Annotated in this window: 20 protein-coding genes; 8 read left to right on the top strand and 12 right to left on the bottom strand. The window is 56.5% G+C overall.

Annotation, left to right across the window (positions count from 1 at the left end):
- Positions 1-189 precede the first annotated feature (189 nt).
- Both AC2FAK_RS10065 and AC2FAK_RS10060 read left to right on the top strand, forming a co-directional pair.
- Positions 190-522, top strand: a complete 333-nt coding sequence (locus AC2FAK_RS10065; protein ID WP_013097925.1) for an RcnB family protein — start codon at positions 190-192, stop codon at positions 520-522.
- Entirely contained in the window at positions 467-952 is a 486-nt protein-coding gene (locus AC2FAK_RS10060; protein WP_028028119.1) for a GNAT family N-acetyltransferase, read from the top strand. Before AC2FAK_RS10065 ends, AC2FAK_RS10060 begins: the two co-directional genes overlap by 56 nt.
- Positions 953-1,047: 95 nt before the next feature.
- Here the strand turns inward: AC2FAK_RS10060 and apbC are convergent, their stop codons facing one another.
- Positions 1,048-2,157 carry an iron-sulfur cluster carrier protein ApbC gene (gene apbC, locus AC2FAK_RS10055; RefSeq protein ID WP_013097927.1) on the bottom strand — a complete coding sequence of 370 codons (1,110 nt, stop codon included), beginning with the start codon at positions 2,155-2,157 and terminating at the stop codon, positions 1,048-1,050.
- Between the two features lie 137 nt (positions 2,158-2,294).
- Between apbC and metG the strand changes: the two genes are divergently transcribed.
- Entirely contained in the window at positions 2,295-4,328 is a 2,034-nt protein-coding gene (metG, locus tag AC2FAK_RS10050; RefSeq protein WP_048971021.1) for a methionine--tRNA ligase, read from the top strand.
- 96 nt (positions 4,329-4,424) lie between these two features.
- Here metG and AC2FAK_RS10045 read toward each other — a convergent pair whose 3' ends face one another.
- Genes AC2FAK_RS10045 through AC2FAK_RS10035 form a run of 3 tightly spaced genes read right to left on the bottom strand, consistent with a single transcriptional unit; the run spans position 4,425 to position 7,341 of the window.
- Positions 4,425-4,895 (bottom strand): YehS family protein, encoded by a 471-nt coding sequence (locus AC2FAK_RS10045; protein WP_095455009.1) that lies wholly within the window; start codon positions 4,893-4,895, stop codon positions 4,425-4,427.
- A 47-nt stretch (positions 4,896-4,942) separates the two neighbouring features.
- Entirely contained in the window at positions 4,943-5,662 is a 720-nt protein-coding gene (btsR, locus tag AC2FAK_RS10040; RefSeq protein ID WP_014832665.1) for a two-component system response regulator BtsR, read from the bottom strand.
- Positions 5,656-7,341 (bottom strand): sensor histidine kinase, encoded by a 1,686-nt coding sequence (locus AC2FAK_RS10035; protein ID WP_013097931.1) that lies wholly within the window; start codon positions 7,339-7,341, stop codon positions 5,656-5,658. The genes btsR and AC2FAK_RS10035 overlap by 7 nt, the downstream gene beginning before the upstream one ends.
- A gap of 218 nt (positions 7,342-7,559) precedes the next feature.
- On the opposite strand from AC2FAK_RS10035, the gene mlrA reads away from it, so the two are divergent.
- Positions 7,560-8,300: an HTH-type transcriptional regulator MlrA gene (gene mlrA, locus AC2FAK_RS10030; protein WP_029881769.1), complete on the top strand. Its 741-nt coding sequence runs from the start codon at positions 7,560-7,562 to the stop codon at positions 8,298-8,300.
- Between the two features lie 69 nt (positions 8,301-8,369).
- Positions 8,370-8,483, top strand: coding sequence for a protein YohO (locus AC2FAK_RS10025; protein WP_010433613.1), 114 nt, complete (start codon positions 8,370-8,372; stop codon positions 8,481-8,483).
- Here AC2FAK_RS10025 and AC2FAK_RS10020 read toward each other — a convergent pair.
- From AC2FAK_RS10020 to bglX, 5 genes are all read right to left on the bottom strand, one after another.
- The gene (locus AC2FAK_RS10020) at positions 8,458-9,195 is read right to left on the bottom strand and encodes an ABC transporter permease (protein ID WP_047023850.1); all 738 of its coding nucleotides are present in this window, start codon (positions 9,193-9,195) and stop codon (positions 8,458-8,460) included. The two genes, AC2FAK_RS10025 and AC2FAK_RS10020, sit on opposite strands and share 26 nt — an antisense overlap.
- Positions 9,179-10,129: an ABC transporter ATP-binding protein gene (locus AC2FAK_RS10015; protein ID WP_020690144.1), complete on the bottom strand. Its 951-nt coding sequence runs from the start codon at positions 10,127-10,129 to the stop codon at positions 9,179-9,181. The genes AC2FAK_RS10020 and AC2FAK_RS10015 overlap by 17 nt, the downstream gene beginning before the upstream one ends.
- On the bottom strand, positions 10,122-11,279 hold the full coding sequence (locus AC2FAK_RS10010) for an ABC transporter permease (RefSeq protein WP_095455010.1): 1,158 nt from the start codon (positions 11,277-11,279) through the stop codon (positions 10,122-10,124). The genes AC2FAK_RS10015 and AC2FAK_RS10010 overlap by 8 nt, the downstream gene beginning before the upstream one ends.
- A gap of 12 nt (positions 11,280-11,291) precedes the next feature.
- A complete protein-coding gene (gene osmF / locus AC2FAK_RS10005; RefSeq protein WP_013097936.1) occupies positions 11,292-12,209 on the bottom strand; it encodes a glycine betaine ABC transporter substrate-binding protein OsmF in 918 nt (305 codons plus the stop codon).
- A gap of 146 nt (positions 12,210-12,355) precedes the next feature.
- The gene (bglX, locus tag AC2FAK_RS10000; RefSeq protein WP_020690142.1) at positions 12,356-14,653 is read right to left on the bottom strand and encodes a beta-glucosidase BglX; all 2,298 of its coding nucleotides are present in this window, start codon (positions 14,651-14,653) and stop codon (positions 12,356-12,358) included.
- 189 nt (positions 14,654-14,842) lie between these two features.
- Between bglX and dld the strand changes: the two genes are divergently transcribed.
- Positions 14,843-16,591, top strand: coding sequence for a D-lactate dehydrogenase (dld, locus tag AC2FAK_RS09995; RefSeq protein ID WP_013097938.1), 1,749 nt, complete (start codon positions 14,843-14,845; stop codon positions 16,589-16,591).
- 111 nt (positions 16,592-16,702) lie between these two features.
- Complete coding sequence (locus AC2FAK_RS09990; protein ID WP_020690140.1) at positions 16,703-17,257, top strand: GNAT family N-acetyltransferase; 555 nt, start codon at positions 16,703-16,705, stop codon at positions 17,255-17,257.
- A gap of 95 nt (positions 17,258-17,352) precedes the next feature.
- On the opposite strand, the gene pbpG is transcribed toward AC2FAK_RS09990, so the two are convergent.
- Positions 17,353-18,276 (bottom strand): D-alanyl-D-alanine endopeptidase, encoded by a 924-nt coding sequence (pbpG, locus tag AC2FAK_RS09985; protein WP_095455011.1) that lies wholly within the window; start codon positions 18,274-18,276, stop codon positions 17,353-17,355.
- A gap of 167 nt (positions 18,277-18,443) precedes the next feature.
- On the bottom strand, positions 18,444-19,031 hold the full coding sequence (locus AC2FAK_RS09980) for a Yip1 family protein (protein ID WP_013097942.1): 588 nt from the start codon (positions 19,029-19,031) through the stop codon (positions 18,444-18,446).
- A 157-nt stretch (positions 19,032-19,188) separates the two neighbouring features.
- Here AC2FAK_RS09980 and AC2FAK_RS09975 point away from each other — a divergent pair, with 157 nt between their 5' ends.
- A complete protein-coding gene (locus AC2FAK_RS09975) occupies positions 19,189-19,761 on the top strand; it encodes a DedA family protein (RefSeq protein WP_013097943.1) in 573 nt (190 codons plus the stop codon).
- A gap of 82 nt (positions 19,762-19,843) precedes the next feature.
- Here AC2FAK_RS09975 and AC2FAK_RS09970 read toward each other — a convergent pair whose 3' ends face one another.
- Positions 19,844-20,608 (bottom strand): SDR family oxidoreductase, encoded by a 765-nt coding sequence (locus tag AC2FAK_RS09970; protein ID WP_023619768.1) that lies wholly within the window; start codon positions 20,606-20,608, stop codon positions 19,844-19,846.
- Positions 20,609-20,630 lie beyond the last annotated feature (22 nt).

Raw genomic sequence — 20,630 nt, 5'->3', positions numbered from 1 at the left:
GCTCTGAATTAGTCCTAGGAAATAATATTCATAAACAAAATAGTATTAACCGTTTGATCTACACAAAACCGTCCACTTTTGTTACATTTTTTTTCTAACAGGCTCTGCTGGGATACTTAAAATAGGCTGTCTGCCATATCGTCAACACAGCAGGCTGAGCGTATCAGTAACGGTATAACTGGAGAAAAAATGGCTAAGCGTACATGGCTGCTTCTGGGTGTAGTAATGTCTCTTGCGAGCGCGGCTTCGGCAGCCCCGCAAACGGCGTCAGCATCTGGCGGCATCAAAGCTTATGAAGAACAAGAGTTCATTGCTGATTTCACGAAGTTCAAAATTGGCGACACGGCTCCGGCGCTGTATCAAACCCCTGAATACACCATCAAACAGTATCAACTGCGTAACCTCCCGGCGCCGGATGCGGGTACGCACTGGACCTATATGGGCGAGAACTATGTCCTGATCGGCGATGCCGACGGTAAGATCTATAAAGCCTATAACGGAGATATCTTCTATCATCGCTGATACCGTCCATATTCGGCCGTGGCAGGAGAGCGATCGTCCTTTCCTGCGCACCCTTTACCTGCATGCCCGCCGCGAGGCGTGGCCGTGGCTGAACGGTGCAGAATGGCAACTCGAAGATTTTGACGAGGCAACCCGAGACGAAGTGATTTGGGTTGCCGTACAGAACGGCCATCGTGTGGGCTTTGCGTCAGTCTGGACGAATGATAACTTTCTGCACAATCTGTTCGTTGATCCGCAGTATCAGAGCCTGGGTGTTGGCCGTTTGCTGCTGGAACAGGTACAAAAAACGTTTACCAGTACGGGGGCGTTAAAGTGTCTGGTGAGAAACGAACGGGCTATCGCGTTTTATCAGCGTCATGGCTGGCACATCGAGGCAACGGGGGATTCTCCGGAGGGAGAGTACTATCTGATGCATTACCGATTGCGTTAATGTCGGGTGGCGGCTTCGCCTTACCCGACCTACATGATGGTGCCATTTGTAGGCCGGGTAAGCGAAGCGCCACCCGGCACTCAAGCGCAGAAGAATTACACCGCGCGGAAGGCGATTTCGCCAGGAATGACTTCACCCTGCCAGTAAAGCTGCGCCGCAACGCGCCCCGCCAGCTGACGGTACAACTCCGCAAACTCACTGTCCGGGCGGTTGATGACCGTCGGTTTCCCGCTATCCAGATCTTCACGCAGCGTGATGTGCAGCGGCATCTGTCCCAGCAGCTGGGTGTGGTACTGCGCCGCCAGTTTTTCTGCACCGCCGGTGCCGAAGATAGGCTCGTGATGACCACAGTTGCTGCAGATGTGCATGCTCATGTTCTCGACGATACCGAGCACAGGCACCTCGACTTTCTCAAACATCACGATGCCTTTTTTGGCGTCGATCAGCGCGATATCCTGCGGCGTAGTGACGACAACTGCCCCGGTGACGGGGATGTTCTGCGCCAGCGTCAGCTGGATATCACCAGTACCCGGCGGCATATCCAGCACCAGATAATCCAGATCCGGCCACAGGGTCTCCTGCAGCATCTGCATCAGCGCTTTGCTGGCCATTGGACCACGCCAGACCATCGCATTGTCATCAGTCACCAGATAACCGATGGAATTCGTTGCCAGACCGTGCGCCATGATTGGCGCCATGTGGGTTCCATCTGGCGAGGTTGGACGCTGGTTTTCTGCGCCCAGCATGTTGGGAATTGACGGCCCGTAGATATCCGCATCCAGAATACCAACCTTCGCCCCTTCGGCCGCCAGCGCGAGCGCCAGGTTGACGGCGGTAGACGATTTCCCCACCCCGCCCTTGCCGGAGCTGACGGCGATGATGTTTTTCACACCGTTAACGCCGGGCTGGTTTTTCACCCGCTTGAGGGTGGCGATACTGTGGCTCAGCTTCCAGTCAATCGCTTTTGCACCGGTAATGCGCAGCAGCTCCGAGCTGGTTTGCTCTTTCAGCGCGTCGAAGGCGCTGGTCCAGACGAACGGCATCTGCAGCTCGATGTGCAGCGTATCGTCCAGCCATGCGACATGGTGCAACGCTTTCAGCGTAGTGAGATTGTGCTTCAGGGTTGGATGCTGAAAGTTAGCCAGCGTCCCGGCGACCATTGCTCGTAAGGCTTCCGGTGATTTGGCCTGGGATTGCGAACTCATCCCGACTCCTTTGTTCTTGTGAATAAGACCTTAGATGAACAAGTTTACCTGAAAGGCCGTGGTTTGTGCTTACTTAATAATGCCCCTTTTGGTAATATCAAAAACCCTTTTCACAGTTAAAAGAAGTAATGCCTACTATGACTCAAGTCGCGAAAAAAATTCTGGTAACGTGCGCACTGCCGTACGCCAACGGCTCAATCCACCTCGGCCACATGCTGGAGCATATCCAGGCTGATGTCTGGGTCCGTTACCAGCGAATGCGCGGCCACGAGGTTAACTTCATCTGCGCGGACGATGCCCACGGCACGCCGATCATGCTGAAAGCCCAGCAGCTGGGAGTTTCCCCGGAGCAGATGATTGCCGAAATGAGTCAGGAGCATCAGACCGATTTTGCTGGCTTTGACATCAGCTATGACAACTACCACTCCACGCACAGCGAGGAGAACCGAGAGCTGTCAACGCTTATCTACACCCGTCTGAAAGAGAACGGTTTTATTAAAAACCGCACTATCTCTCAGCTGTACGATCCGGAAAAAGGCATGTTCCTGCCGGACCGTTTCGTCAAAGGCACCTGCCCGAAATGTAAATCACCGGATCAGTACGGCGATAACTGCGAAGTGTGCGGCGCTACCTATAGCCCGACAGAGCTGATCGACCCGAAATCGGTGGTCTCCGGCGCCACGCCTGTGATGCGTGACTCCGAGCACTTCTTCTTCGACCTGCCATCCTTTAGCGAAATGCTGCAGGCGTGGACCCGCAGCGGCGCGTTGCAGGAGCAGGTAGCGAACAAAATGCAGGAGTGGTTCGAATCCGGCCTGCAGCAGTGGGATATTTCCCGCGATGCGCCCTACTTTGGTTTCGAAATTCCAAATGCACCGGGCAAATATTTCTACGTCTGGCTGGACGCGCCAATCGGCTACATGGGCTCCTTCAAGAACCTGTGCGACAAGCGTGGCGACACCGTCAGCTTCGAGGAATACTGGAAGAAAGATTCCACCGCCGAGCTGTATCACTTCATCGGCAAAGACATCGTTTACTTCCACAGCCTGTTCTGGCCGGCAATGCTGGAAGGCAGCAACTTCCGCAAGCCAACCAACCTGTTTGTTCACGGCTACGTGACGGTGAACGGCGCGAAGATGTCCAAATCGCGTGGGACGTTTATCAAAGCCAGCACCTGGCTGAACCACTTTGATGCGGACAGCCTGCGTTATTATTACGCGGCGAAGCTCTCTTCCCGCATCGACGATATCGACCTGAACCTGGAAGATTTCGTGCAGCGCGTGAACGCGGACATCGTGAACAAGGTGGTGAACCTGGCGTCCCGAAACGCGGGCTTTATCGCCAAGCGTTTTGACGGCGTGCTTTCTGCCGAGCTGGCCGATCCTGAGCTGTATAAAACCTTCACCGATGCCGCCGCTGCGATTGGCGAAGCCTGGGAAAGCCGTGAATTCGGTAAAGCAATTCGTGAAATCATGGCGCTGGCCGATGTTGCCAACCGCTATGTGGACGAGCAGGCCCCGTGGGTTGTCGCGAAACAGGAAGGCCGCGACGCTGACCTGCAGGCGATCTGCACCATGGGTCTGAACATGTTCCGCGTGCTGATGACCTGGCTGAAGCCTGTACTGCCGCAGCTGGCAGCGCGTGCAGAAGCATTCCTGAACACCGAACTAAGCTGGGATGCAATCCAGCAACCGCTGCTCGGCCACAAGGTGAATACCTTCAAGGCGCTCTACAATCGCATCGAAATGAAACAGGTTGAAGCCCTGGTGGAAGCCTCGAAAGAAGAGGTGAAAGCAGCTGCCGCACCGGTGACCGGCCCGCTGGCAGACGATCCGATTCAGGAGACCATCACCTTTGACGATTTCGCTAAAGTTGACCTGCGCGTGGCGCTGATTGAAAACGCGGAATTCGTGGAAGGCTCTGACAAGCTGCTGCGCCTGACGCTGGATCTGGGCGGTGAGAAGCGTAACGTCTTCTCCGGCATCCGTTCTGCCTATCCTGATCCGCAGGTACTGATTGGCCGTCAGACCGTCATGGTCGCAAACCTGGCACCGCGTAAAATGCGCTTCGGCATCTCTGAGGGGATGGTGATGGCCGCAGGCCCTGGCGGGAAAGATATCTTCCTGTTAAGCCCTGACGAAGGCGCGAAGCCGGGTCAGCAGGTGAAATAACAAAAAAAGCCGGAGATTATCTCCGGCTTTTTTTGTTCTCCCTCTCCCACAGGGAGAGGGCCGGGATGAGGGCATCAGGCCGCACCCATTCCGCAATCACGCCTTCGTATTATGCACCCGGTGGGTTAGCCCGCGCAGGAAGTTACGCAGAAACTGGTCGCCGCACTCGCGGTAATTTTTGTGGCCCGGCGCACGCATCATGGCGGTCACTTCTGGCACGGATACACGGTATTTTTGCTCCGTCATGAGCGCCACAATATCATCCGTTTTCAGCGAGAACGCGATACGCAGCTTTTTCAGCACCGTGTTGTTGTCCACCCGACGCTCCAGCGCCAGTTCAGGTGCAGAATCATCTTTGCCACGCTTATCGTAGATCAGGCCGTTCAGGAAGCCTGACAGGATAATGTCAGGGCAGCGAACAAACCCCTCTTCGTCCTCTTTGGTCATCCAGGTGTCAAAACCAGCAGAGGTGGATTCCATGGCAGACAGCGCAAGAATGCGCACCATGTCGTTGTTGTTTGCTTTCAGGGTGTAGCGCAGGCTACGAAGAATATCATTACTAAGCATGAGTGCCTTTAACTGTCGATGATGCAATGGCGCGCAGTGTACCAGTTTTACAGCCCAATCGCCTCTTTCAAACTTTTCAGGTAGCGACGACTGACGGGTACCGTTTGACCGGCCCGCAGTACCAGCTCTGCCTGACCGTTATCTTCCAGACGGATCTCTTTCAGGTGCGCCATGTTAACCAGATACTGCCGATGGCAGCGGACAAGCGGCGTGCGGCTTTCCAGCGTGCGCAGCGTCAGCTCGGTGAAGCCTTCATTGCCCTCGGCGCTGGTGACAAACACCCCGCTCAGGCGACTGCTGACAAATGCCACATCATCCATTTGCAGCAGGTAAATCCGGCTATGCCCGGTACACGGGATAAACTTCAGCGGCTGCTGGTTTTCCGGCAGCAGCGTGACGTCCTGTACCGTACGCTCCTGGCGTAAACGCGTCAGGGTCTTTTCGAGCCGCTTCTCTTCAATCGGCTTCAGCAGGTAATCGAACGCGTGTTCTTCAAAGGCCTTCACGGCATATTCGTCAAACGCCGTCAGAAACACGATATACGGGCGATGCTCCGGGTCAAGCATGCCGACCATCTCCAGCCCGCTGATACGGGGCATCTGGATGTCGAGGAACAGCACATCCGGACGCAGTTTATGCACAGCACCAATGGCTTCAATGGCATTGGCGCACTCTCCCACAATCTCAATGTCACTCTGCTCCTGCAACAGCACGCGCAGGTTTTCCCGTGCCAACGGTTCATCATCGACTATCAGCACTCTTAACATGCGGTCTCCTCCAGCGGCAATCGTAACGTAATACGGGTAAATCGGTCCGGCTCACAGGCCACGGTGATGCCACATCCATCCCCAAAGTGAGCGCGCAGGCGTTTATCCACCAGGCTCATCCCCAGCCCGCCTGAAGCGGACGGGACGTAAAGCCCGGCATTGTCTTCAATATTCAGCACCAGATGATGATTAAAACGGCTGGCAGAAATAGTGATCTCCCCGGTGCCCAGAAGCTGCGATGTCCCGTGTTTAATGGCATTTTCCACAATAGGCTGCAGCGTAAAGGCCGGGAGATGCTGATACGCCAGCTCATCCGGCACGGATAACGATACCTGCAGACGAGACTGGAAGCGCGCCTGCTCAATCTGCAGATAGGCGTTAACATGTTCAATCTCATCGGCCAGGGTCACAATCTCAGACGGCCGTTTCAGGTTCTTGCGGAAAAACGTCGACAGAAACTGCACCAGCTGCGCGGCCTGGTCGCTGTCGCGGCGGATCACCGCTTTCAGGGTGTTGAGGGCATTAAACAGGAAATGCGGGTTCACCTGAGCGTGCAGGAGCTTAATCTCCGACTGCGTTAACAGGGCTTTTTGCCGCTCATATTGCCCCGCCAGGATCTGCGCGGAAAGCAGCTGCGCAATCCCCTCCCCCAACGTCCGGTTGATCGAGCTGAACAAGCGGTTCTTCGCTTCGTAGAGCTTAATGGTTCCCATCACCCGCTGGTTTTCCCCCCGCAGCGGAATGACCAGCGTAGAGCCGAGCTTACACTGCGGATGCAGCGAACAGCGGTAAGGCACTTCGTTACCGTCGGCATAGACTACCTCACCGGTCTCTATCGCACGAAGCGTATACGCGGACGAAATCGGTCTGCCAGGAAGGTGGTGATCGTCGCCGGTACCGGTAAAGGCCAGCAGCTTTTCACGATCGGTAATCGCAACGGCACCGATATCCAGCTCCTGATAGAGCACCTGCGCCACCTTCATGCTGTTTTCTTCGTTAAAGCCCTGACGCAGGATCCCCTCGGTTGAAGCGGCGACTTTCAGTGCCGTGGCAGAGAACGCCGAGGTGTATTTCTCAAACATGGCGCGCTTGTCGAGCAGAATGCGCATAAACAGCGCCGCGCCCACGGTGTTGGTGACCATCATCGGGGCGGCAATACTGTTCACCAGATGCAGTGCGTCCTCAAAAGGTCGGGCGATAAGCAGAATGATCGCCATTTGCGCCATTTCGGCCACAAAGGTGATCGCGCCAGCGGTAAGCGGGCTGAAGACTTTATCCGGGCGGCCTCGTTTGATCATGTAGCTGTGCACCAGGCCACCAAGCAGCCCTTCCACGATGGTCGAGATCATGCAGCTCAGCGCCGTCATCCCGCCCATGGAATAGCGGTGCAGCCCACCGGTTAAACCGACAAGGCCACCCACAACCGGGCCGCCCAGCAGCCCGCCCATCACCGCGCCGATGGCGCGCGTATTGGCAATCGAGTCTTCGATATGGAGGCCAAAATAGGTCCCCATGATGCAGAAAATGGAGAAGGTCACATAACAGAGGAGCTTGTGCGGCAGGCGGACGGTGACTTGCATCAGCGGGATAAACAGACGCGTCTTACTCATCAACCAGGCGATGACAAGAAACACGCACATCTGCTGAAGCAACAGCAGCACCAGATTAAACTCGTACATACTCAGGAACCGCACCTTCTGAAAACGCGTAACATACACTGAAGGCGCCGAAGTTTCTTTGAAGCAGTCCAAAAAAGCGGTAAATCGTGTCCGTCATCACATCTTTTGCCGAACATAACGGCTGCTTCGCATTATTTGTACAAAAAAAAGGCAATTCTTCCTGGTTCGACAAACTGGGTCTACAGTTAAGCTGGGGACGCGTTAGCCAGGGGGCGAATATGGCGCTTTACACGATCGGTGAAGTGGCACTCCTTTGTGATATCAATCCCGTCACGCTACGGGCTTGGCAGCGACGGTATGGTTTACTCAAACCGCAGCGCACGGACGGTGGTCACCGCCTTTTCAATGATGCCGACATCGATCGGATCCGCGAGATCAAAAGCTGGATAGATAACGGTGTGCAGGTGAGCAAGGTAAAGTCGCTGCTCTGCCATGACGATCCCGATACGCAACACCGCTGGCGCGAACAGCAGGAAACCCTGCTCCGGCTCCTGCAGGCGGGCAACGTTCAACGTCTGCGCGCGTGGATAAAAGAGCAAGGCCGCGATTATCCGGCGCAAACCTTAATCAACCATCTTTTCATCCCGCTTCGTCGACGGCTGCAATGCCAGCACTCTACCCTGCAGGCGCTGCTGAGTATGCTCGACGGGGTGCTGATCAATTATATCGCCGTCTGTCTGGCCTCGGCGCGAAACAAGGGCGGAAAAGACGCGCTGGTTGTTGGCTGGAACGTGCACGATACCACGCGGCTGTGGCTCGAAGCCTGGATCGCCACCCAGCAGGGCTGGCGCGTGGAGGTGCTGGCGCATTCGCTGGCTCAGCTACGGCCCGAATTCTTCGACGGCCAGACTCTGCTGGTCTGGTGCGGGGAAGTGCCCACCGCCTCGCAGCAACAGCGGCTGACGGAATGGCGGGAGCACGGTTATCCGGTTTACGCCCTGGGCCCCGATGAAACGTAACGGCATTTAATGGTTCATTAACAGCTGCGCTTCACCGTATAATTGTTCCGTTAACAACAGGAGCAGATGATGAAGGCAACCAAACTGGCCGTAATTACCCTTTTTGTACTGATGGCCGTAAGCGGCATCGGCGGCGTGATGCTGGCCGGGTACTCATTTATTGTTCGTGGCGGTGTCGGCTGAGAAGCCGGGCCAGTCGTTCAAACAGGCGATCGATAACGATGGCCGCCAGCGCGACCAGTACCGCACCCTGAACGATATAGGCCGTATTGAACCCGCTTAAGCCGATGATGATCGGCGTTCCCAGCGTATTGGCCCCCACCGTAGACGCGATGGTCGCCGTGCCGATGTTAATAATCACCGACGTACGGATCCCCGCGATAATCACCGGTGCCGCAAGCGGCAGCTCAACCTTGCACAGCCGCTGACCGCTGCTCATGCCCATCCCTTCGGCCACGCTCAGTACCGATGCCGGTACCGACGCAATGCCCGCCAGCGTTCCCTGAAGAACAGGCAACACGCCGTAAAGGATCAGCGCAATGATAGCCGGTTGCTGACCAAACCCGATCACCGGCACCGCAATCGCCAGTACCGCCACCGGCGGAAATGTCTGTCCGATAGCCGCAATCGTCTCTACCAGCGGGCGAAACTCTCTCCCCCAGGGCCGGGTGACCACAATCCCCGCCCCCACGCCCAGCACCACGGCAATCGCGCTGGAGAGCGCCACCAGCCACAGGTGCGCCAGGGCAAGATTGATAAAGCTCTCCTGCTGATAGACGGGGCGCGGCAGGCCGGGAAAAAGCGAGCTGAACAGCGCCCCACTGTGCGGCATCAAAAACAGCAGGGCAATAAAAAGCCCCGTCAGCCAGAGGAGCGGATCACGCATGACCTTCACGCGTCACCTCCCCGGCCAGCAGATCGCGAAAATGCAGGGTGCCACACGGTGCACCAGCGGCATCCGTAACCGGCAGTACCTCGCACTGGCGCGCCACAAACGCGGAGAGCGCGTCCCGCAGGCTCATCTGTTCCTGTAACGGTTCACCGCCCATCGCCACATCCTGTCGACGCATATAATCGCTGACGGTTCGCAGGGAGAGCAGTCTGACGCCCAGTTCGCTGCGCCCAAAAAACTCGCGCACAAAATCGTTCTGCGGATGGGTCAGCAGTTCAAGCGGCGTACCCTGCTGGATCACTTCCCCGTGGTCCATCAACACCAGATGATCGGCCAGCCGCAGCGCCTCATCAATATCGTGGGTCACGAGGACGATCGTCCGGCCAAGGATGCGGTGAATGCGGGTCATCTCGGTCTGCAGTGCCCCGCGCGTAACGGGATCGAGCGCGCCAAAGGGCTCATCCATCAGCAATACCTGCGGGTTCGCCGCCAGCGCGCGCGCCACTCCCACACGCTGCTGTTGTCCACCTGAAAGCTGATGCGGATAGCGGCCACGCAGCCCAGGCTCTAACCCCAGCAGCGACATAAGCTCGTCCACCCTCTCGTCACTCTTTGCCCGCGACCATTTTTCCAGCTGCAGCACGGTGGCAATATTCTGCGCGACCGTCCAGTGGGGAAACAGGCCAATGGACTGGATGGCGTAACCCATGCGACGACGCAGCTCCAGCACCGGCAGACTGCGGATCTCTTCCCCGGCAAAACGTATTACACCGCTGTCGTGCTCCACCAGGCGGTTGATCATCTTCAGCGTGGTGGACTTCCCCGACCCCGAGGTGCCAATCAGTACCGAAAACGCCCCCTCGGCAAAATTCAGGTTCAGGTGACTTGCTGCCGGACGACCGGCAAATGTTTTACTGACATCGTGAAATTCAATCATTGGCTCTTCTCCCGAGCAACGCGAGCCATAAGGCAAACAGCGCATCGATGACGACCGCCAGTGCAATCGTGGGCACCACGCCCAGTAACACCAAATCCAGCGCGCTGCTCAGCAGCCCCTGGAACACCAGCGCGCCAAAACCGCCTGCGCCAATCAGCGCGGCGATAACCGCCATCCCGACGGTCTGGACTGCCACCACCCGCAGGCTGCGCAGCAGCAGGGGCAAGGCGAGCGGCAGCTGGATCTGCCAGAAGCACTGTCGCCGGCTCATCCCCATCGCGTGGGCGCTCTCCAGTACATCCGGCGCGACCTGGCTTAAGCCCGCCACCACGCCGCGGACCAGCGGCAGCAGCGCGTACAGCACCAGGGCAATAAGTGCGGGGGTTAATCCGGTTCCGGCGATACCGACCGAGGCTAACGCCGGAAATGACTTCACCAGCCCCGCCAGCGGCGCAATCAGCAGGCCAAACAGGGCCACGGAAGGGATAGTCTGGATCACGTTGAGCACGGCAAAAACCCCGCCCTGGCGGGAGGGATGACGATAACACCACATGCCCAGCGGTACCCCCAGCAGTAACGCCGGGAACAGCGTGCCGAAGAGGATCGTCAGGTGTTGCGCCAGCGCATCATCAAACACCTCCTGACGGTTGGCGTACTCTTTTAACAGCGAGAGATTATTCAGCTCACCGCTGAACAGCAGCAGCAACGGAATACACCAGATCTGGGCATTGAGCACCCAGCGCCAGGCAGATGACGGGATCAGGCGGCGGATCGCATCGCTGCAGGCCAGCAGACACAGCGCCAGCCACAGCCACAGCCCACTGCCCACGGTGGTTCGCGCCAGTGGACTTTCCGCCGAGGTCATGTGCGTGGCGGCAAGCCCGGCACTCCAGAACAAGGTGATGAAGAGGCCTTCACTGAGGAGTAGCGTCAGCCACTGTGCAACCCGCCCACGGCTGAGCGAGAGCACAACCAGTGCACCCAGCGCCACAAGCAGCAGCAGCGGCGTAAACGGCCAGACCTGCCAGAGCGCGCGCCCTTCCCCCGACATCAGGCGGTTTGGCGCCACATTGACAAACGGTAGCGCGACCGCCGCAATGGCCACACAGGCCAATAGCAGCAGTACGCGGTTATAACATTTTATTGGCACAGCCCTGTCCTGTTACTTCACAAGCCCTTGTTGTTTCAGGAAATCGGCGGCCACTTTTTTGGCATCCAGTCCCTCTACGGCAATGCTCGCATTGAGCTGTTGCAGTGTTTTTGCATCCAGTTTTTCAAAGACCGGTTTGAGCCAGTCGGCGATATCCGGGTAGGCTTTCAGCACCGCCTCACGCACCACCGGCGTGGGGGCATAAATAGGCTGAACGCCTTTTGGATCGGTTAAGGTCTGCAGACCAAGCGCCGCGACCGGGCCGTCCGTACCGTAGGCCATCGCCGCATTGACGCCAGAGGTCTGCTGCGCCGCCGCCTTGATGGTCACCGCGGTGTCACCGCCCGCGAGCGAGAGCAGCTGTGCCTGGTCAAGCTTGAAGTCGTAGGCTTTTTCGAAAGCAGGCAGCGCGTCCGGACGCTCGATAAACTCCGCCGAGGCCGCAAGCTTGAAGTCGCCCTTCTCTTTCAGATAGCGGCTGAGATCCGCAAGTGACGTCAGTTTGCCTTTCTCCGCCACGTCTTTACGCACCGCGATGGTCCAGGTGTTGTTGGCCGGAGCCGGGGTCAGCCAGACCAGCTTGTTCTGTTCTGCATCGAGTTTTTTGACTTTTTCATACCCGGCTTTGGCGTTTTTCCATGCCGGATCGTTTTCATCTTTGAAGAAAAATGCCCCGTTGCCGGTGTATTCCGGGTAGATATCCAGCTCGCCGGAGGTGATGGCCCCGCGTACCACGGGCGTGGTACCCAGCTGAACTTTATTCACGGTTTTCACGCCGTGGCTTTCCAGCACCTGCAAAATAATATTCCCGAGCAGCGCGCCTTCAGTGTCGATCTTTGAGCCCACTTTTACCGGTTCTGCCGCCTGTAGCGGCAGGCTTAGCGCCGCGAATAACGCCGCAGAAACTACCATCCCCGTTTTAATCGTCATTCCACTATCCTCATTTTTTTGCTGCCTTTTTCAGAGGCTTGAGAGAAAAGCGTAGCTTAAAACGGCGGATTTACCCGGCAAAATGCCTTTTTAGCATAAGGTAAGACGCATCCCCCGGTGGACGGGGGATGCAAAGGAGGGAAAGGTTACAGCAGCTCGAACTCGCCTTTATTCACGCGGGCGGAATCCACCCCAATGTAGACATTGAACTTGCCCGGTTCCGCATCGTATTTCATCTGCTGGTTCCAGAACTTCAGTGCATCCACGTCAATCGGGAAGCTGATGGTTTTGGTTTCACCAGGTTTCAGGTTGACCTTCTCAAAGCCGCGCAGCTGTTTCACCGGACGGCTCATGGAGGCGGTCACATCCTGAACATACATCTGGATCACCGTCGCACCTTCACGTTTACCGGTGTTCGTCACGTCAACGCTGGCAGTCACTTTACCGTCACGCTTCAGGCTCGGGGCCGACATTTTCACGTCAGAGACCTTAAAGGTGGTGTAGCTCAAACCGTAACCAAACGGATACAGCGGACCGTTCGCTTCATCGAAGTAACGGGAGGTGTACTTGTTTGGCTTATCGGCGTTATACGGACGGCCGGTATTCAGGTGGCTGTAGTACACCGGGATCTGCCCGACAGAGCGCGGGAAGGACATCGGCAGTTTGCCCGACGGGTTGTAATCACCAAACAGCACGTCGGCGATGGCGTTACCCCCTTCCGTACCGGCGAACCAGGTTTCCAGAATAGCATCAGCCTGCTGATCTTCTTTCACCAGCGCCAGTGGACGACCGTTCATCAACACCAGTACCAGCGGCTTGCCGGTGGCTTTCAGGGCGGCGATCAGATCGCGCTGGCTTTGCGGGATCGTGATGTCCGTTCGGCTGGAGGCTTCGTGTGCCATCCCCTGTGCTTCACCCACCACGGCAACCACCACGTCAGACTGTTTCGCGGCGTTTACCGCTTCGTCAATCATCTCTTTCGGCGAGCGCGGATCCACCTTCACCGCCTCTTCATACTGATTGAGGAAGGTCACGATATCTTTATCATCAGTGACGTTCGCCCCTTTGGCGTACACCACCTTAGCGTTTTCACCGACCGCATTTTTAATGCCGGTGAGCACGGTCACGGACTGATCGGCCACGCCCGCAGCAGACCAGCTACCCATCACGTCGCGCTTGCTGTCGGCCAGCGGGCCGACCACCGCAATGGTGCCGGATTTTTTCAGCGGCAGCGTGTCGAGGCGGTTTTTCAGCAGCACCAGGCTTTCACGGGCCACTTCTCGGGCCTCTTTACGGTGCAGACGGCTTTCGGCATTGGTGTCCGCCGGGTCTGACTCTTTCGGACCCAGGTGGCTGTATGGATCGTTAAACAGCCCCATGTCATATTTCACGTTCAGCACGTGACGCGTGGCATCGTCCAGCTCCGCCATCGTCACCTTGCCGCTCTTCACCAGCCCCGGCAGGTATTTGCTGTAATATTCGTCGCTCATGCTCATGTTGATGCCGGATTTGAGCGCCACGCGCACCGCATCTTCCGGGTCGGAGGCCGTACCGTGTTTGATGAGCTCTTTAATGGCGCCATGGTCAGAGACGGTGATGCCCTTGAAGCCCCACTGGTCGCGCAGCACGTCTTTCAGCAGCCAGGAGTCAGAGGTGGCAGGCGTGCCGTTGAGCGAGTTCAGGGCGACCATCACCGCGCCGCTACCGGCATCCAGGCCTGCTTTGTACGGCGGCATGTAATCGTTAAACAGGCGCTGCGGGCTCATGTCGACGGTGTTGTACTCTTTACCGCCTTCCACGGCACCATAGGCGGCGAAGTGCTTGACGCTGGTCATAACCGAATAGCGATCCGCCGGGCTTTTACCCTGCATCGCTTCCACCATGGTTTTCCCCATCGTGGCGGTCAAATAAGTATCTTCACCAAAGCCCTCTGACGCGCGGCCCCAGCGCGGATCGCGGGAGACGTCAACCATCGGGGCCCAGGTCATGTTCAGGCCGTCGTCTGCGGCTTCATATGCCGAGACGCGCCCAACGGTTTTCACCGCGTCGAGGTTAAAGGAGGAGGCCAGACCGAGGCTGATAGGGAAAACGGTACGCTGTCCGTGTACCACATCATAGGCGAAGAACAGCGGAATTTTCAGGCGGCTAAGTTCCATCACCTGATCCTGCATTTTGCGGATATCCTGACGGGTCACGGTGTTAAAAATCGCCCCTACCTGGCTCTCTTTAATCATTTCGCGGATCGCCTCTTTCGGGTTATCCGGGCCGACGCTGATAAGACGCAGCTGGCCGATCTTCTCATCGACCGTCATTTTCTTGAGCAATTCCGTGACAAACGCGTCCCGTGCTTCAGGCGTAAGCGGGTGATTGCCAAACAGTTCATCTGCCAGCGCAGGTTGCAGTGCCAGGCTGACGGCGACACCTACAGAACATAGCCATTTCATGTCGTTTTACTCTCTCATCAATTTCCGCCGGAAGATCTCGGCCAGGGCGTGCGAAAAGCGCAGTGTGCCACAAACCCTCAGAACGTTGCAGGGTTATTCTCTGATTTTTCTCGCAAATACGCGCCCTCTAAACAGCTAATCGCGCTATGCTTTACAGCGAGAAATTTGCCCCACCACAAGGAGTGGAAGATGTCTTCTGTTCGAACTGCCGATAACACGACTTTTATTAACGAACTGTCGCGCCTGGTTGGTCACTCTCACCTGCTCACCGACCCGGCCAAAACTGCCCGCTACCGTAAGGGCTTTCGTTCCGGACAGGGCGATGCGCTGGCGGTGGTTTTTCCCGGCACGCTGCTGGAGCTGTGGCGCGTCCTGAGCGCCTGCGTCGCCGCGGACAAGATTATTTTAATGCAGGCGGCTAACACCGGCCTGACCGAAGGCTCGACGCCGAACGGCAACGATTACGATCGCGACATCGTGATTATCAGCACCCTGCGCCTCGACAAACTTCACCTGCTCGATAAAGGCGAGCAGGTACTGGCCTTCCCCGGCACCACCCTCTACTCGCTGGAAAAAGCGCTTAAGCCGCTTGGGCGCGAACCGCATTCAGTGATTGGTTCATCCTGCATCGGCGCCTCCGTCATTGGTGGGATTTGTAATAATTCCGGCGGTTCGCTGGTGCAGCGCGGCCCGGCTTATACCGAAATGTCGCTCTATGCCCGTATTGATGAAAACGGCAAGCTGACGCTGGTGAACCATCTGGGAATCGATCTGGGCGTCACGCCGGAGCAGATCCTGAGTAAGCTCGACGACGATCGCGTGAAAGATGAAGATGTACAGCACGATGGCCGTCATGCCCACGATCACGATTACATCACCCGCGTACGTGATATCAACGCGGATACACCAGCGCGTTACAACGCCGACCCGGATCGCCTGTTCGAATCCTCCGGCTGCGCGGGCAAACTGGCCGTTTTCGCGGTCCGTCTCGACACCTTCCCGGCCGAGAAAAAACAGCAGGTGTTTTACATCGGCACCAATCAGCCTGACGTGCTGACCGAAATCCGTCGTCATATTCTGGGCGAATTCACGCATCTGCCGGTGGCGGGCGAGTATATGCACCGGGATATTTACGACATCGCCGAACGCTACGGCAAAGATACGTTCCTGATGATCGACAAGCTCGGCACCGACAAGATGCCGTTCTTCTTCACCATGAAGGGCCGCACCGATGCGATGCTGGAGAAAGTGCCGCTGTTTAAACCCCACTTCACCGACCGCTTTATGCAGAAGCTGGGTAACGTTTTCCCGGCCCACCTGCCGGAGCGAATGAAAACCTGGCGCGACAAGTATGAACATCACCTGCTGCTGAAAATGGCCGGGGACGGGATCGCCGAAGCACAAAACTGGCTGAGCGAATTCTTCAAAACCGCCGAGGGAGATTTCTTCGCCTGTACACCTGAAGAGGGGAGCAAAGCGTTCCTGCACCGTTTTGCCGCTGCGGGGGCCGCCATCCGTTACCAGGCCGTACACTCAGAAGAAGTAGAGGATATTCTGGCGCTGGATATTGCCCTGCGACGCAACGATACCGAGTGGTTTGAACACCTGCCGCCGGAAATCGACAGCAAGCTGGTGCATAAGCTCTACTACGGCCACTTTATGTGCTACGTCTTCCACCAGGATTACATCGTTAAAAAAGGGGTCGACGCGCACGCGTTGAAAGAGGAGATGCTCGCCCTTCTGCGCGAACGTGGCGCACAATATCCTGCGGAACACAACGTGGGGCATCTTTACAAAGCCCCTGAGACACTAAAGCAGTTTTATCGCGAGAATGACCCTACAAACAGTATGAATCCCGGCATTGGTAAAACAACGCGGAATAAATACTGGAAAGAGAGCGATAACGCAGAGCAGGCCATTACGCAAGCATCTGATTAATTCATACAGCCATATTTAAGAGATTGTTAAGCACAGCTCAATCGTACTAGAGTACCTGCACTCGCCGGAGAAACGTTTCTCCGGCATTCTTTGACGAGGAGCAGGCACATCATGTCGGCTGTTGATATTTTATCCGTAACCGAAGTGGAAGTGCGCGATGCCCTTCCCGACGATGTGCATGCCATTTCGGCTATTTATGCATGGCATGTACTTCACGGACGTGCGTCGTTTGAGGAAATTCCCCCCACCGTTGATGAAATGCGTAAGCGGTTGAAAAACGTGACCGATAACGGTTTGCCCTGGCTGGTGGCGCTGTATCGCGGCATTGTGGTGGGCTATTGCTATGCCACACCATACCGTCCACGACACGCGTATCGTTTCACGCTGGAAGAGTCAATATACGTGGATGCCAGCACCACCGGACGCGGTTTTGGCAGTGCACTAATGGACGCGCTGATTGAACGCTGCGAACAAGGTCCCTGGCGTCAGATGATTGCGGTTGTGGGGGATGGCCATAATAACGCCGGGTCATTGCGGCTGCATAAAAAGCACGGTTTTGAAGTGGTCGGTCAGCTGCGCAGCGTGGGCTACAAAAAAGGCGACTGGCGGGATACGGTGATTATGCAGCGCCCGCTCAACGACGGAGACTGGACCCTGCCGGAATAGGACCAGTGCGGTCTGGTGCCCTCACCCCCGCCCTCTTCCACCGGGAGAGGGAGAAAACATAAAAAACGGTAACACAGTTACCGTTTTGCTTTTACCTAATCGTTCTGCGCCGTCGCCATCTGCTCGGCTTTCTGCTTTTTATACGTCAATGCTGCGGCCGGAACAGGCTGCACTTTCCCGGTTTCAATCCAGGTGCGCAGTCGGCTGGCATCGGCGAAGTGAGTATATTTGCCGAAGGCATCCATCACCACCAGCGCCACCGGTTTACCGTTGAACACGGTACGCATCACCAGACAGTGACCCGCCGCGTTAGTAAAGCCGGTTTTCGTTAACTGAATATTCCAGTTCTCGCGGTACACCAGGTGGTTCGTATTGCGAAACGGCAGCGTATAGGCCGGGTTCGCAAAGGTCGCCATCTCTTCACGGGTGGTACTGAGCTGCCCAATCAGCGGGTACTGTTTGCTGGCAATCAGCAGTTTGGTCAGATCGCGCGCCGTAGAGACGTTGTGAATCGACAGACCTGTCGGCTCAACAAAACGGGTGTTATTCATTCCCAGCGCTTTGGCTTTGGCATTCATCGCTCGAATGAAGGCGTCGTAGCCGCCCGGATAATGGTGGGCGAGGCTCGCCGCGGCGCGGTTTTCAGACGACATCAGCGCCAGCAAGAGCATATTTTTACGGCTGATTTCACTGTTCAGGCGCACGCGGGAGTAAACCCCTTTCATCTCCGGCGTGTGGCTGATATCCACTTTCAGTTTTTCATCCAGCGGCAGATGTGCATCCAGCACTACCATCGCGGTCATTAATTTGGTTATCGAGGCGATCGGGCGCACCAGATCCGGATGGCTGGCGTAGATCTCCTTATTGGTGTTGAGATCAACAATCATCGCGCTGCCGGAAGCGATTTGCGGTTGAGCAGCAGCGGTGGTCACCGCGGGCGTTTTGGCGAAAGCTGGCACGCCAGCGGACGCCCCCAGCAACAGTGCCAGGCTAAGTAAAGAAACTCGGAATTTCAGCATGGTGAGACTTCTGATAATTATTCACGCACGTTATGACGTACACCGCCTGCGTCGACGGAGAAACACAGGCTGGCTTCGGCATCATAGCGGTCACCGTGCATTGTCGCCAGCGGATAATCGTGAACAGATGCTGCATTGCTGGCATTTACGCCAGCAATGCAATTAACTCAGAAGAGACGGTAACCATAACCCCAAAGAATCACCGTCAGCGCCAGTAACGCCTCCAGTACCAGCACGCCGATGGCGAGCGTAGAGCTGGAAAAGCTCAGGCCTTCTTCTTTATTGATATTGAGAAAGGTAGGTACGCCCAGATACAGCAGATAGCCGGTGTAAAAGAGCGCAATGGTCCCGATCAGCGCGCACAGCCAGACCAGGGGATAGAGCGCAACAATACCGCTTAAGAACAGCGGGGTTGCGACGTATCCGGCAAAGACCATACAGTGTGCCAGGGAAGGACGCTGCGGATAGTTACGTGCCATCCAGTGAATGACGCGTCCCATAACCGCCACCCCTGCCAGCATCAGGCCATAAAAGAGAATGGCAAGATAAAGCCCGGTAAACCAGGAAAGCTGTACTACGGTGCCATCACCAAAGTTCCAGCCGATTTGTGTTGTACCAATAAACGCGCATATCACCGGCACCGCCGCCATCAGCAGCACGTGGTGCGTGTAATGATGCGAGACCGTTTCGTTCTCACTTTTGATGACATGCATTTCACGATCGGGATGGGAAAAAAGTCCCCAGACATGGTTCATAGCGCCCCCTTGTTGTCGGCCCGTCATCGATACCTTAAGTATAATGCAGGGTTTAGATTATTTTATGTACAGTGGGAAATTTCCGTTGATTGCCCCGCGGTTGTCACAAGGGGTATATGATTAACCGAGGCACGCTGAGGGAGATGATATTTACGTAATGGATATCAACGGAGTTATTGAACAATACGGATACGCTGCGCTGGTTGTCGGAAGCGTGGCAGAAGGTGAAACCATCACCCTGTTAGGCGGCGTCGCCGCGCATCAGGGCTTACTTAAATTCCCGCTGGTTGTCGCCGCGGTTGCGCTGGGCGGGATGATTGGCGATCAGCTGCTCTACTTTCTGGGGCTGCGTTTTGGGCCGACGCTGCTTAAGCGTTTCGCTAAGCACAAGAAGAAAATTAACCGCGCGCAGCGGCTGATCCAGCGCCACCCTTACCTGTTTGTGATTGGCACCCGCTTTATGTACGGCTTTCGGATTATCGGGCCGATATTGATTGGCGCCAGCCGCCTGCCGCCGAAAATTTTCCTGCCGCTGAACGTGATTGGCGCGTGCGCCTGGGCGCTGATCTTTACCACGCTCGGTTACGTGGGTGGAGAAGTGATTGGCCCGTGGCTGCATAACCTTGACCAGCATCTGAAGCACTGGGCGTGGCTGATTCTGGTGGTTGTGGCGGTGATTGGAGTCAGGCTGTGGATGCGGCACAGAGAGAAGAAGCAGGATGAGGAGTGAGTGCGGTCTGTTGCCCTCACCCTAACCCTCTCCCACGTGGAGAGGGAACTTAAAACGCCCTCTCCCACGGGGTGAGGGGAAGCTACCCCGCCGGCTTAAATTGCGGATTCGCCAGCATAAACCCGCCATCGACGATAAACGACTGCCCGGTGGTGTAGCTGGCGTCGCTGTCGCATAACCACGCCACCAGACTGGCGATCTCTTTGGTATATCCCGGTCTTGCTAGCGGGATCGCTGGCATCGACCCTTCCTTCACTTCACTCTCGTCCATATCATTCATCGGTGTGGCAATCGCCCCCGGCGCAACGGCATTCACCAGAATGTTGTGCTGCACCAGTTCCAGCGCCATCGATTTGGTTAATCCTCCCAGCGCATGTTTTGCGGCGGTATAGGCGCTGGCTTCCGGCAGCGGCGTATGTTCATGCACCGAGGTGATATTGACGATTCGCCCTCCTTCCCCCTGCTCCACCATTTTACGTGCGGCAATCTGCGAACAGAGAAACGCACCGTCCACATCGACGGTGAAAATGTTTCGCCACTCGTCAAACGGCATATCCAGGAAGGGCGCTTTGGTCATCGCACCCGCATTGTTAACCAGCACGTCCAGGCGACCAAAACGGGCAATTAACGTTTCTATCGCCTGCGCGCCCTGTGGCAGGGTGCTTAGATCAAGGTGGATAGCTTCAGCCCGCCGTCCCTGCGCCTCCACTTCGCGGCAGGTATCCCGCGCCCCTTGTTCATCAGAGTGCCAGGTGACGCCAATATCAAACCCACGTTCAGCCAGCATCAGGGCCGTGGTTTTACCAATCCCGGAATCCGATGCGGTAACAATCGCTACTTTGGTCATACTCACCTCCTGAAGAACGGCA

It is taken from the genome of Enterobacter cloacae complex sp. 394F7 (assembly GCF_057320385.1).
The sequence above is the reverse complement of the archived record's forward strand: the minus strand, read 5'-3'. Positions and strand labels throughout refer to the sequence as shown.